Raw genomic sequence first — 14,164 nt, 5'->3', positions numbered from 1 at the left:
CATAACACTTCAAAGCCTCCTGCGCGCAACCAAAATCGCGCGCAGGGTCTTGGTTGGGGAGAACCGGCGCACCCGTCACCGGACAGGAACACCCTGCCCCATCCGGTGAATCGTTTCCCGTCTGGGTTAATAGCCCAGCGACAACCCCGTGCTGCGACGTGGATCGTTGGCACCGTAGAAACGGTTATTACCCACTGGCTTGCCACCCAGGGACGGCGCGCCGACGAGGATCGCGGCCAGGTGGTTGGCGTCTTGGGGACCTGCAAACTTATGGCCCCAGCTTTCGAGGATCTTCTGGGTGTCAGGGCTGACGGCGAAGGCTTCCAGGTTGGTGGTTTCCGGCATCCACTGTTGGTGGAAACGAGGCGCATCGACCGCTTCCTGGATGTTCATGCCGTAGTCGATGACGTTGAGCATGGTCAGCAGGGTGGCAGTAATGATCCGGCTGCCGCCCGGGGTACCCACCACCATCACCGTCTTGCCGTCCTTGGTAACGATGGTCGGGCTCATCGATGACAGCGGCGACTTGCCCGGCGCGATGGCGTTGGCTTCGCCCTGAATCAGGCCGTACATGTTCGGCACGCCCACCTTGGAGGTGAAGTCGTCCATCTCGTCATTGAGGATTACACCGGTACTGCTCGCCATCACGCCTGCACCGAACCAGTCGTTGAGGGTGTAGGTGACAGACACCGCGTTGCCCCATTTGTCGACGATGGAATAGTGCGTGGTGTTGTTGCCTTCGTGGGGCGCAACGCCGGGTTTGATGTTCTGGGAGATCCCGGCCTTCTGCGGTTCGATGGCGGCGCGCAGCTTGGCGGCGTAGTCGCGGTCGAGCAGATGGCTGATCGGATTCTTGACGAAGTCCGGGTCACCCAGGTAGCTGTTGCGGTCGACGTAGGCATGACGCATGGCCTCGATCTGATAATGCAGGCCCTGGGCGGAGTGATAGCCCAGCTCCTGCATCGGATAGCCTTCGAGGATGTTCATGATCTCGCAGATGACCACGCCACCGGAGCTCGGAGGCGGCGCCGACACGACGTGGTAGCCGCGGTAATCACACTCGATCGGCGCCAGTTCGCGGGTCGCGTATTTGTCCAGATCGGCCTGGGTGATGATGCCCTTCCCCGCCTGGCTGGAATCGACGATCGCCTTGGCCACCCAGCCCTTGTAGAAACCGTCGCTGCCTTTTGCGGAGATTTCCTTGAGGGTTTTGGCGAGGTCTTTCTGCACAAGGGTGTCGCCAACCTGCAGTGGCTGGCCCTTGTTCAGGAATATCGTGCCCAGGTCCTTGGCGTCGGCCTTGAATTCGTCGGTGGCGGTGCCGAGCAGGTCGACATCGCCTTGCTCCAGGGCGAAGCCGTTTTCAGCGAGCTTGATCGCCGGCGCAATGACTTCCGCGCGCTTTTTGGTGCCGTATTTGCTGAGCGCCATTTCCATCCCGGACACGGTGCCGGGGACGCCGACGGCCAGGTGCCCCTTGGAACTCAGGTCCGGTACGACATTGCCGTCCTTGTCCAGGTACATGTTGGCGGTCGCCGCCAGCGGGGCTTTTTCGCGGAAGTCGAGGAAGGTCTTGCGCCCGTCGGCCAACTGGATGGTCATGAAACCGCCCCCGCCCAGGTTGCCGGCAGCCGGATAGACCACGGCCAGCGCGTAGCCCACGGCAACGGCCGCATCCACCGCGTTACCGCCGGACTTGAGCACGTCCACGCCGACGTGGGTGGCCAGGTGCTGGGCGGTCACGACCATGCCGTTTTCAGCGGCGGCCGGCGCCACGGAAGCGGCGTGAGCGCAGGACAGACCAAGGATAAGCGCCGTCGCAACGAGCGACTGGGCAAAGGGTTCGAACTTCATGGGCGGAATTCTCTTTTTCTTGTGATGGGGAAAACGGTGGGCAGAAGGTGCCCGCACTAAAATAGCGCATGCGGGGAAAGTTGCCAGTGATTGCCGGGAATCCCGGTCAGATGAACACCGGGCCCAAGGTGCGTTTCCCCGAGATTTAGCAGTGCAGATATCGGCTTGCCGGCGAATGCGGTGGGTCATCCTGCGCTGCGTCATCTGGAAGATCGCGTTCGCGGGCGGGCGGGGGGGTTTGGTGGGGGGGGGGGGGGGGTGTGGCGCCCGGGCGCCCGCGAAGGCGGTGTGCCATTTTGCACACCTTGATCTGAAAGAATGCATTCGCCAGCAAGCCGGCTCCTACAGTGGGCGCGGTGTTTCAGGCGACAACATACTGAATGCAACTTCGTCTTCGCGGGCAAGCGCGCTCCAACTGTAGAAGCCTGTTTAGCCCGCAACTGGCACAGGCGGCTCGGTTCAGAACCACCGGTCGTTGCGCTTGCGGCCCTTGGTCAGGGACGGGAGGATCAGGCCCAGCAGCAGGCCAGCGCCGGCGATGCTGCCGCCGTAGACCATGTAGCGCATCAGCACCTGATTGTTCTCGTCACCCAGTTTCGCCTGGGTCGTGCGCAAGTCCGACTGGGCGCTGGCTAGCTGTGCGTTCAAGTCCTTGGTCCGCGCTTCGAGCTCGTCGACCAGCTTCTTGCGCGACTCCAGGGTTTCCTGCATGCCCTGAACCTTGGTCTTCCAGTCATCGTCGATGGTCTTCAGCTGCGCGCTGAGGTCCGCGGCTTTCTGCGTCAATTGCGGCAAGCGCTCGGCCTGGCCTGGCACTTCCTGCAGGTCAGCGGTGGGAATCCACACGTTGTCGCCGGCGCTGCCGCGCACCTGGCTGTAATCGCCCTGGGTGTTGATCAGCTCCACTTTCTGCCCGGACTTCAGGGTGCCGACGATGCGGTAGCCGTCGGTGGGGCCACTGCGCACGTAGGTGCTGAGGGTGTCGCTGACCCAGCGATCCTTGCTCGTGGTTTCGGCCAGTGCCAAGGGGCTGGCAAAGCCTGCGGTCAACAAGGTGGTCAGCACGCCGGCGTTGAGCAAACGGCGTCGAACGCCCGACACGGTGGAAAAGCGAAGGGAAGCATCGGAGGGAGAAATAGGCATGGTTAATCTTCGACAAATTGAAAAGAAGGCCGGTGGGCGGGCCGCATGCAAGGGAATCACGCCTGGTCGGACAGCACGAACAACGCACTGCAACTGCTGGAAAAGGCATCTGGCGCGGGCGAAATTCAGCCGGACGCCCAAAGTCGTGACCCGGGCGTACTGCGCGCGCAGTGGTCAACAGACCATTGAAAAGATGTCAGGTTCAGTAGCGAGGGATGACATTCGTCCGGGAAACGCCCCACAACGCGTGTCGGAATGGCTGAAACGACAGTGGGAGCGAGTCTGCTGGCGAATGCCCCGACCCGCCGACAGAGCCGCCGGGTAAAGACGATTCGCGAGCAAGCTCGCTCCCACAAGGTTCACAACAGTCTGGCGGGGGGAATCACCCCTCCTGTTGCAGTTGCTCCACCGTCGGTTTGAGGATCACCACGCCCAACGGCGGCAGGTTCAAGGACAGCGAGAACGCCTGGCCATGACTCTTGAGGTCGTCGGTGCGCACACCGCCGCCGTTACCGAAGTTGGAACCGGCGTAGATATCGGCGTCGCTGTTGAACAGCTCGGCCCAGTTGCCGCTGAACGGAACGCCCACGCGATAGGCCTCACGCGGCACCGGCGTCAGGTTGGCGACCACCAGCAATGGTTCGCCCTCCTTGCTCCAGCGCAGGTAGGCGTAGACGCTGTTGCCGGCGTCGTCACCGATGACCCACTGGAAACCCTGGGGCTGACAGTCCTGCTCGTGCAGCGCCTTTTCAGTGCGATACAACCGGTTGAGGTCGCTGACCAGCGTGTGCACGCCCTTGTGGTCGGCGTACTGGAGGAAATGCCAGTCCAGCTCGGTGTCGTGGTTCCACTCTCGCCATTGACCGAACTCGCAGCCCATGAACAGCAGCTTCTTGCCCGGGTGCGTCCACATGAACGACAGGTAAGCGCGCAGGTTGGCAAATTTCTGCCAGCGGTCGCCGGGCATCTTGTCGATCAGCGAGTGCTTGCCGTGGACCACTTCGTCGTGGGAAATCGGCAGCACGAAGCGCTCGGACCATGCGTAAACCAGGCCGAAGCTGAGCTGAGAATGGTGATGCTGGCGATGGATCGGGTCCTGCTCGACGTACTTGAGCGTGTCGTGCATCCAGCCCATGTTCCACTTGTAGGAGAAGCCCAGGCCGCCCTGTTGAGTCGGCTGCGAAACACCCGGCCACGAGGTCGATTCCTCGGCGATGACCAGCGCGCCCGGCGCTTCGATCGCCACTACGTCATTGAGGTGACGCAGGAAGTCGATCGCCTCCAGGTTTTCGCGGCCGCCGTAACGGTTCGGCACCCACTCCCCGGCGTTGCGGGAATAGTCGCGATACAGCATTGAGGCCACCGCATCCACGCGCAACGCATCGACGTGGAAGTGCTTCAGCCAATGCAAGCCGGACGCGATCATGAAACCGTGGACTTCGGTACGGCCAAGGTTGTAGATCAGCGTGTTCCAGTCCTGATGGAAGCCCTCATGGGGATTGGCGTATTCGTACAGCGCAGTGCCGTCGAATTGGGCCAGACCGTGTGCATCCGTCGGAAAGTGCGCAGGCACCCAGTCAAGAATCACACCGATGTCGTTGCGGTGACAGGCATCGACGAATGCGGCGAAGTCTTCCGGCTTGCCATAACGGGCACTCGGTGCGAACTGCGACAGCACCTGATAACCCCACGAACCGCCGAAAGGGTGTTCCATGATCGGCATCAGCTCGATGTGGGTGAAGCCCATATCCTTGATGTAAGGGATCAGGTTATCGGCCAGCTCGCGCCAGTTGTACGGGCGATCGGGCTCGTCATCGCCGCCGTGATGCCACTTCCACGAGCCTGCGTGCAGCTCATAGATCGACAGCGGCTGGTGGATGTCGTGCTTGTCGCCACGGGACTGCATCCAGTCACTGTCCTGCCAGTCAAAGTCCAGCGGCGCAGCGACTTTCGACGCCGTAGCCGGCGGCAGTTGGGTGGCCAGGGCCATAGGGTCGGCTTTCAGCGGCAGAACGCCGTGCTGGCCGAGGATCTCGTACTTGTACGCCTCTCCCGGGCCAATACGCGGAATGAAGATTTCCCACACGCCCGTCGGGTGACGCAGGCGCATTGGATGACGACGGCCGTCCCAGCTGTTGAAATCGCCCACCACCGAGACACGGCGGGCATTCGGAGCCCACACGGAGAAACGTACGCCATCGACACCGTCGACGTTCTTCACCTGTGCGCCCAACGCGCTGCTCAGGTCACGATGGTTGCCCTCGGCGAACAGGTACAAATCCATCTCGCCGAGCTGCTCGCCGAAGCTGAACGGGTCTTCGGTGATTTGCTCGCCGGTGGCCCAGGAGATCTTCAGCAGGTAGGGCTCGCGCACCGCAAAGTGGCCGGCAAAGAACCCCGGCTTGTCGGTCATGCTCAGCTCGCCCAAGTCACGTTCGCCATCGCGAGCAAGCACGCGCACGGCCAGTGCATTGGGCAGATAGGCGCGGATTACCTGGCCTTCAGCGCCATCGCTGTGGGGGCCGAGCATCGAGAACGGGTCGCGGTGCTCCGCGCGGATCAGCGCATCCAGGTCGACGGCGCTGGGCAATATTGCGTGGTTGCCGTTACCGAATTGGTCAGAGGCACTCATTTTCATTCTCCATCAGACAGGTCTAGAAGCCCGCGCAAGCCTTGAAGCGGAACCGACAACCATGTCGGGCGATTCTCGGCCTCGTAGGCCACTTCATAAGCGGCTTTTTCCAGGGTGAACAGCGCCAGCGCGGCCGCCTCACCTTTGGCATCTTTCCAGTCGTGACCCACTTCGACGGTGGCCTTGCGGTAGCCGTCGAGGAAGGCTTCCCGCGCCTGCAGCAAATACGTCTCGGCCACTTGCTGGCGTGCCGTTTCAGCCTGCACCGAGGTGTCGGCACTTTGCGCGTTGCGCATGGCCATCGCCGCAGCGTAGTCGAAGGAGCGCAGCACGCCGCTGACATCTTTGAACGGGCTGTACTTGGCGCGACGTTCCTGCAGCGGACGTGCCGGCTCGCCCTCGAAGTCGATCAGGTAGGCATCGCCCTTGACCACCAGCATCTGCCCGAGGTGCAAGTCGCCGTGCACGCGCATTCTCAAGCCGCCGACCGACTGCTTCGCCAGGGTTTTGACCTGAGCCAGCAACGCTTTGCGTTTGCCCAGCAGTTCAGTGATGAGCTGCTGGTCCTGGGCTTCCAGGGAGTCACGGTGCTGTTCAAGCAGCTGCAAGGCGCGCTCGATCTGCGCCGAAACGCTCTTCGCCGAGGCCTCGCTGTCCTTGACACTGGTGACTTCGGTTTTGAAGTCCGGGTTATCCGTTGGCGCGCCGAGGATCACGTGCATCTCGCCCAGACGCTGGCCCAGCAGGCCGGCGAAGTCTTTCAGTTCGATCAGCGCGTTGGCTTGCTGCTCCAGCGACGATTGACCGTGGGCCATGTGATCGCGCACGGCGCGTTCGAGATTGTTCTGCGTCCATTCCCACGCATCGCCCTGATTGCTCAGGTAACCCTGAGCGATCATCAGCAGGTTTTTCTCGCCCTGCCCGTCGACGCGCACGACCGCGCCCAACAGCGGCGAGATGTGCGGGTAGCCGGCTTCGGTGAGGTACGCACCCATTTCCAGTTCCGGGTGGGTACCTGCCGCCACACGGCGAATCATCTTCAGCACCAGCTTTTTGCCGACCACCACCGAACTGTTGGACTGTTCGGCCGAGAGATAACGCACTTCGGCGTCTTCGTTCAGACCCAGCGGCGCCAATTGCGAGGTGCTCTGGAATTGCAGCTCACCGTCCGGCGTCGCCAGCACGGTGTTGTCCTGCATGCCTTTGATGACGTTGCGAATGAACGGCTCAAGGGTGAACGCATCAGTGATCAAGCCGACCTGACGTCCACGCCGCACGCGGGACAGGGCCAACTGTTGGGGCAAGGCGCTGCTGATGTCGTCTTCCGGCAACAGGCCAAACGGCAACTGGTAGCGCACCGTTTCGCCACCAGAGGTGACTTCGATTTCGCTCAGCAACGCCGGCCGCACCGTGGAGCCGAAGCGCACGGCGTAGGCGATGTGAATGCTGTCGATGGCCGTGCCTTTACCCGCGAACCAGCGACGTTTCGGCAGGTAGACGGACAGCGACTGCTGCTCCATGGTCTGGCGCAGGGGTTCTTCGAGCAATTCTTCCAGGCGCTGCTTGAGCACCAGAGTCGGGAAGTCCGGCATGCTCTGAGCCGGTTCAACGTGCCAGCTGGGCATTTGATTCTCCGCGGCCAGCAAGAACCAGTAGAAGCCATAGGGTGGCAACGTCAGCAGGTAATTGAGCTGGCCAATAGGTGGAAAGGCGCTGCCGCCGAGCATTTCGACCGGCACTGTCCCGGCGTATGGCGCCAGTTCGAGTTCGGCGGCCTGGGAGGCGGCCGAGACGTTGGCGACGCAGAGGATGATTTCGGTCTTGCCGTCCGGCCCGGTGTATTCGCGGGTGTAGGCCAGGATGCGGCGATTGCTCGGCGAGAGCATTTTCAGGGTGCCGCGGCCGAAGGCTTTCTGCTGCCGGCGCACGGCGAGCATGCGCCGGGTCCAGTTCAGCAGCGAGTGCGGATCGTGATCCTGCGCCTCGACGTTGACCGACTGGTAACCGTACAGCGGGTCCATGATCGGCGGTAGCACCAGGCTTGCCGGGTTGGCGCGGGAAAAGCCGCCGTTACGATCGATCGACCACTGCATCGGCGTGCGCACACCGTCGCGGTCACCGAGGTAAATGTTGTCGCCCATGCCGATTTCGTCGCCGTAATACAGGGTCGGCGTGCCAGGCATGGACAGCAGCATGCTGTTCAGCAGCTCGACGCGCCGGCGGTCACGTTCCAGCAACGGCGCGAGACGACGACGAATGCCCAGGTTGATCCGCGCGCGGCGGTCCGAGGCGTAGTAGTTCCACAGGTAATCACGCTCACGGTCGGTGACCATTTCCAGCGTCAGTTCATCGTGGTTGCGCAGGAAGATCGCCCACTGGCAGTTCTCCGGAATTTCCGGAGTCTGGCGCAGGATGTCGGTGATCGGGAAACGGTCTTCCTGAGCCACCGCCATGTACATGCGCGGCATCAGCGGGAAGTGGAACGCCATGTGGCATTCGTCGCCGTCCTTGCCCTTGCGGTCACCGAAGTACAGCTGGGTGTCTTCCGGCCATTGGTTCGCCTCGGCCAGCAACATGCGGTCGGGGTAGTTGGCGTCGATCTCGGCGCGGATCTGCTTGAGGACCTGGTGGGTCTCCGGCAGGTTTTCGTTGTTGGTACCGTCACGCTCGATCAGGTACGGAATCGCGTCCAGACGCAAGCCGTCGATGCCCATGTCCAGCCAGTAGCGCATGACCTCGATCACCGCTTTCATCACCTGCGGATTATCGAAGTTCAAGTCCGGCTGGTGGGAATAGAAACGGTGCCAAAAGTACTGCTCGGCGACCGGGTCCCAGGTCCAGTTGGACTTCTCGGTGTCGAGAAAGATGATCCGGGTGCCGTCGTATTTCTGCGGGTCATCGGACCAGACGTAGAACTCCCGCGCCTTGGAACCCTTCTTGGCATGCCGCGCGCGCTGAAACCACGCGTGCTGGTCCGAGGTGTGGTTGATGACCAGCTCGGTGATCACCCGCAAGCCGCGGTTGTGCGCCTCGGCGATAAACTTCTTGGCATCGGCCATGGTGCCGTAATCGCTGTGCACACCCCGGTATTCGGAGATGTCATAGCCATCATCGCGGCGCGGCGACGGGTAAAACGGCAGCAGCCAGATGGTGTTGACGCCCAGCGCGGCAATGTAGTCGAGCTTGGCGATCAGGCCGGGGAAGTCACCGATACCATCGTCGTTGGAATCGAAAAACGATTTCACGTGGACCTGGTAAATCACCGCATCCTTGTACCAGAGCGGGTCTTCGATAAAGGCAGCGTTGCGGGGTTTCTTTGCCATGACCACATCCTTTGAATTATTGGTTTGTGGCCTTGATGCGCCAGATGCCGAACGGCTGGTAGGACGGGTCCAGACGCATGAACTGGGTCTTGCCGTACCAGGTCCAGGAATGCCCGGTCATCAGGTCTTCGCCCAACGTAGCGGCGTCGTCCGGCAGGCCCATTTCCCACAGCGGCAGTTCGAAGTGCGCTTCCTGCGCGTTGCGCGGATCAAGGTTCACAGCAACCAGAATGAAGTTGCTGCCGTCCGCCGTGCGCTTGCCGAAGTACAGGATGTTGTCGTTGTACGCGGTGTAGACCTTCAGGCCCAGATGGGTCTGCAGCGCCGGGTTCTGGCGACGGATGCGGTTGAGCTGGGCGATCTCGGCAATGATGTTGCCGGGTGCGGTGAAGTCACGAGGACGAATCTCGTACTTCTCCGAATCCAAATATTCCTCTTTGCCCGGCACCGGCGCGGCTTCACACAGCTCGAAGCCCGAATACATGCCCCACAAACCCGACCCCATGGTCGCCAGCGCCGCGCGGATCAGAAAGCCCGGGCGACCCGAATCGTGCAGGAACGGCGGGTTGATGTCCGGCGTGTTGACAAAGAAGTTCGGCCGGTAGCACTCGCGCCACGGCGACTCGTTGAGCTGGGTGAAATACTCGCTCAACTCCGCCTTGGTGTTGCGCCAGGTGAAGTAGGTGTAGCTCTGGGAATAACCGACCTTGCCCAGGCGCGCCATCATTGCCGGCTTTGTGAAAGCTTCAGCGAGGAACATGACTTCCGGGTGCTTGCTGCGCACGTCGGCGATCATCCACTGCCAGAACGGCAGCGGCTTGGTGTGAGGGTTGTCGACGCGGAAGATCTTCACGCCCTCGTTCACCCAGCCGAGGATCACGTCACGCAGCTCGGTCCACAGGCCTGGAATCGCGTCCGGCGCATAAAAATCGACGTTGACGATGTCCTGGTATTTCTTCGGCGGGTTTTCCGCGTAACGGATGGTGCCGTCCGGACGCCACGAGAACCAGCCCGGGTGCTCCTTGAGCCACAGGTGGTCCTGGGAGCACTGAATGGCGAAATCCAGGGCGATTTCCAGGCCATGCTCGGCTGCAGCGGCCACCAGCTCGCGGAAGTCTTCACGGGTGCCCAATTGCGGGTGAATGGCGTCATGCCCGCCTTCAGCGCTGCCGATGGCGTAGGGGCTGCCGACGTCATCCGGCCCTGCGGTGAGGGAGTTGTTAGGCCCTTTGCGGTGGGCGCGGCCGATCGGGTGGATCGGCGGGAAATACAGCACGTCGAAGCCCATGTCGCGGATCATCGGCAGGCGCGTGTGAACGTCCTTGAAGGTACCGTGGCGCTTTTTGTCATCGGTGATGGAGCGTGGAAACAGCTCGTACCAGCTGGCGAACTGGGCCAGTTCACGCTCGACGTCCAGCGGGAATTCCAGGCTGCGGCTGAGGAACGCGTGGTTGTCCGCCTTGGCCATGACGGTGGCGGTTTCGCTGTTCAACAACAGTGCGACTTTGGCCTCGTTGTCCGCAGCCTCGCCGAAGCGCTTGATCAGGCTGTCGAGCTGGCCGCGCAATTCGAGGATGCTGCGCTCGGCGGCGTGCACCAGGTGCAGGCGCCCTTCTTCCAGCTCCAGATCGATGGTCACGCCGGCGGCGTACTTCTTTTCCAGCTCGTAGCGGTAGCTGCCGAACTGATCGATCCAGGCTTCAAGCCGGTAGATATAGCGGGTGAAGGTCGGCGGGGTGAATTCGCCAATCCAGCTGTCGTTGCCCAGCTCGCGCATGGGCACGGACTGCCATTCTTCCTGGTCGACGGCGCGATAAACGATGCGCACCGCCATCTTGTCGTGGCCGTCCGCGTAGATTTTGCTGGTGACCGTGACCGGCTGACCGACAACGGCCTTGGCGGCCAGCTGACCGTTATCGATCACCGGTTGGGTGTCCTCGATCACGATGCGCGGCAACTGCAGGGCTTGGGTCAGGGGTATAGGGTGGATAGAGTGGAGAACATCGTTGGCCAGGGAATCCGGGCCGTACGGCTGATCAGCAGTATCATTCATCGAGCATCACTCCTCACGCCCAGGGACGCCCGCTGTGGGGCGCCCATTGCTTCAGCGTCTTTGTCCATAACATAAGAGAGAGCCACGGGATCAACTCATCCGGACGTGGCAGCATAGGTTCCGAACGCCAGCCTCGGGCAAAAGTTCAAACAGCTTGCGTGACGTTTGACCAAGTCACCGCGCGGATAATGGCAGGCCAGGGGCTGCGCCGTAACGCGGTCTCCACGCCGATTGAGTGAATCATTGTCACCGCGATGGGGTCGACATGCTTGCGTGATGGCGGGTGTGATGCAACGTCACCTGGCACGCCCCTCTCGACGAACCCAAGGAAGCGAAGACCATGAGCATTCCCGTTCCCGCAGAAACGCCCGATCCGAACATAGACGATCCTGAATTGCCGGTGCCAAAGCCCGAGGAGCCACCTTCCCCGCTCATGCCGCCGGTGATCGAACCACCCGTGGGTGATCCGCCGAGCGGTGAGCCCCCGGCGATTCTGGATGATAAGTTTCCAGAGTGATTCACTGACCCGACGCGGTGTTGTAGGACCGGCTTTAGCCGGGCAGCTTAGAGACAGCATGCCGGGATGTTGAGGGTGCGCCAACTGGCCTCTTCCCGGCTAAAGCCGGTCCCACTCACAAATGCTTCGCGTCAGTGGGATCGACACCAGAATCACTAACCCAACGCTGGCTCTTGGTGGAACCGGCTCCAGGCGGGAAAGCGTCAGCCGTCGCCCCCTCAAATGACCGCTGGTTCAAGGCTCCTGGGCGTCGCCACCGGTGCTCCGGGCCGGATCCTTTGCCCGTTCTTCTGCCGATTCAAAGCGTCTGACAATCCGTGGCATCAGGCTGAAGATGCCCAGGGCCAGCACTGTACTCAGCACCGCCGTCATCTCCCTGCCCATCCCCGCCGCAATGCCAATGGCCGCGGTCATCCACAATCCCGCCGCGGTGGTAAGGCCCTTCACCTGAGTGGCATTGAGCGCGTCGCCCTTGAGGATGGTCCCCGCGCCGAGAAAGCCGATCCCCGCCACAATGCCCTGCACCACCCGGCTGAGTGCTGCGTCGTCGGCACCGGCCATGCGCGGGACCAGCACAAACAGCGCAGCGCCCATGCACACCAGCATGTGCGTTCGAACCCCGGCTGCCTTGCCCTTGTGCTCCCGCTCGAAACCCAGAATCCCGCCCAGCAGCGCCGCGATAACCAGGCGTATGGTCACTCGGGTGATCTGCCCGGCATCGGTGATATCAGAGAACTCGGCCTGCAGCGTCTCCACGACTTCTTCCCACCAGGCATTCATCAGCGCATTCCCCTCATTGTGCGTAAGTGCGGTATGGACCGCAGCAGCGGCCGAGAGTGCAGGAGGCCCACATCGAGACTCAGCGGTTGATCCGGTTGTTGTGCGCGAATCTGCATCTGTACTAATCCGCAGGCAGCGGGCATATTCCGCCCCTGCCCCCGGCCCAACCTCCTTTCCCGCCGGCCGGCACTGCATGGCTGCTGCGCCACAGAAGCCACTCAGCACGAGCCCATCATGAAGCGTTATGAAAAGTTTGCCGATGACATTGCCGAGCTGATTCGCACCGGGGTGCTGGCTGCGGGTCAGCGCGTGCCGTCGGTGCGCTACGCCAGCCAGACCCATGGGATCAGTCCGTCGACGGTGTTCCAGGCCTACTACTTGCTGGAACGTCGAGGCCTGATCCGGGCGCGGCCGCGTTCCGGCTATTTCGTCAACGACAGCGTCCGCCTGCAAGGCCTGAGTGACGACGTCACAGAGCAGGATGTGCGTCCCGCGCCGGCGCTGAGCGAATCCACCGAAGTCGACGTCAGCGAGCTGGTGTTCTCGGTGCTGGAATCCATCAAGGACCCGAACACCGTGCCGTTCGGCTCCGCCTTCCCCAGCGCCGGGCTGTTCCCCTTGCAGCGCCTGGCCCGCTCCCTGGCCAGTGCCACCCGCGACATGGACCCGCGCATGGTGGTCAGCGACCTGTCGCCCGGCAATCCGGCCCTGCGCCGGCAGATCGCGCTGCGCTACATGGTCGCCGGGCAGATGTTGCCCATGGACGAACTGCTGATCACCAACGGCGCCCTTGAGGCCTTGAATCTGTGCCTGCAAGCAGTGACCGAGCCCGGTGATCTGGTGGCCATCGAGGCGCCGGCGTTCTACGCCTGCCTGCAAGTGCTCGAGCGGCTGAAGCTCAAGGCGGTGGAAATCCCGGTGCACCCGCAACAGGGCATTGATCTGGCAGTGCTTGAGCAGGCGCTCGAGCGATACCCGATCAAGGCCTGCTGGAGCATGACCAGCTTTCAGAATCCCACCGGCGCAACCGTGCCTGAGGCGCGCAAACGGGCGCTGGTGGAGTTGCTGCGCGAGCACGAGGTGCCGCTGATCGAGGATGACGTGTACGCCGAGTTGTATTACGGCCAGCACGCGCCGAAACCGGCAAAGGCGTTCGACACTGAAGGTCTGGTCCTGCATTGCGGCTCGTTCGCCAAGAGCCTGGCGCCCGGGTATCGGGTGGGCTGGGTCGCTGCCGGGCGTTATGCGCAGAAAGTCGAGCGGCTGAAAATCATGACTTCGCTGTGCGCCTCGATGCCGGCACAGGCCGCCATCGCCGATTACTTGCAGCACGGCGGTTATGACCGGCACCTGCGCAAGTTGCGCCACAGCCTGGAAGACCAGCAGCGGGCCATGCTTGGCGCCATCGCCCGGTACTTCCCCGCGCAGACCCGTGTCAGCCAGCCCACTGGCGGATACTTCCTGTGGGTTGAGCTACCGGCACAGATCGACTCGCTGAAGGTATTCCAGGCCGCCCTCGCCCAGGGCATCAGCATCGCCCCCGGCCCGATGTTCTCGCCAACGCGGCGCTTCCAGCCCTTCATCCGCCTGAACTACGGCAGCCCGTGGGGCGAAACCCCTGAACGGGCGATGGAGACCCTGGGGAAGATCATTCGCTCGATGATGGCGGGTTAGGACATCGCTATCAGGATCGCGACAGGTTCAGGGCAGGAACGTGGTGGCGCCGCGATGATGGTTTTTGATTCTGGCCGAAGGCCGTAGGAGCGGGGGGGGGGGGGGGGGGGGGGGGGCGGGGGGGGGCGCGGGGGGGGGGGGGGGGGGGGGGGGTGGGGGGCGGGGGGGCGCACCCCCGCGCGGCAGCG

Annotated in this window: 8 protein-coding genes; 2 read left to right on the top strand and 6 right to left on the bottom strand. The window is 62.6% G+C overall.

The features are described from left to right. Positions 1 to 126: 126 nt before the first annotated feature. The 5 genes from ggt to ACYAR8_RS00020 form a co-directional block, all read right to left on the bottom strand. A complete protein-coding gene (ggt, locus tag ACYAR8_RS00040; protein ID WP_463578678.1) occupies positions 127 to 1,854 on the bottom strand; it encodes a gamma-glutamyltransferase in 1,728 nt (575 codons plus the stop codon). Between the two features lie 459 nt (positions 1,855 to 2,313). After that, positions 2,314 to 2,997 (bottom strand): TIGR04211 family SH3 domain-containing protein, encoded by a 684-nt coding sequence (locus ACYAR8_RS00035; RefSeq protein WP_074883305.1) that lies wholly within the window; start codon positions 2,995 to 2,997, stop codon positions 2,314 to 2,316. A gap of 382 nt (positions 2,998 to 3,379) precedes the next feature. Beyond that, the gene (gene glgB, locus ACYAR8_RS00030) at positions 3,380 to 5,629 is read right to left on the bottom strand and encodes a 1,4-alpha-glucan branching protein GlgB (RefSeq protein ID WP_463578677.1); all 2,250 of its coding nucleotides are present in this window, start codon (positions 5,627 to 5,629) and stop codon (positions 3,380 to 3,382) included. A gap of 2 nt (positions 5,630 to 5,631) precedes the next feature. After that, a complete protein-coding gene (gene treS / locus ACYAR8_RS00025; protein ID WP_463578676.1) occupies positions 5,632 to 8,952 on the bottom strand; it encodes a maltose alpha-D-glucosyltransferase in 3,321 nt (1,106 codons plus the stop codon). A gap of 16 nt (positions 8,953 to 8,968) precedes the next feature. Next, positions 8,969 to 11,005 carry an alpha-1,4-glucan--maltose-1-phosphate maltosyltransferase gene (locus tag ACYAR8_RS00020; protein ID WP_463578675.1) on the bottom strand — a complete coding sequence of 679 codons (2,037 nt, stop codon included), beginning with the start codon at positions 11,003 to 11,005 and terminating at the stop codon, positions 8,969 to 8,971. Positions 11,006 to 11,345: 340 nt separating this feature from the next. Here ACYAR8_RS00020 and ACYAR8_RS00015 point away from each other — a divergent pair, with 340 nt between their 5' ends. After that, entirely contained in the window at positions 11,346 to 11,522 is a 177-nt protein-coding gene (locus tag ACYAR8_RS00015; protein ID WP_175514129.1) for a hypothetical protein, read from the top strand. 234 nt (positions 11,523 to 11,756) lie between these two features. Here the strand turns inward: ACYAR8_RS00015 and ACYAR8_RS00010 are convergent, their stop codons facing one another. Continuing rightward, positions 11,757 to 12,302: an MgtC/SapB family protein gene (locus ACYAR8_RS00010; protein ID WP_463578674.1), complete on the bottom strand. Its 546-nt coding sequence runs from the start codon at positions 12,300 to 12,302 to the stop codon at positions 11,757 to 11,759. A gap of 234 nt (positions 12,303 to 12,536) precedes the next feature. On the opposite strand from ACYAR8_RS00010, the gene mapR reads away from it, so the two are divergent. Further along, positions 12,537 to 13,976 carry a GntR family transcriptional regulator MpaR gene (gene mapR, locus ACYAR8_RS00005; protein ID WP_074883291.1) on the top strand — a complete coding sequence of 480 codons (1,440 nt, stop codon included), beginning with the start codon at positions 12,537 to 12,539 and terminating at the stop codon, positions 13,974 to 13,976. Positions 13,977 to 14,164 lie beyond the last annotated feature (188 nt).

It is taken from the genome of Pseudomonas sp. HP_01 (genome assembly GCF_055284355.1).
This window is presented reverse-complemented; position numbering and strand designations above follow the sequence as displayed.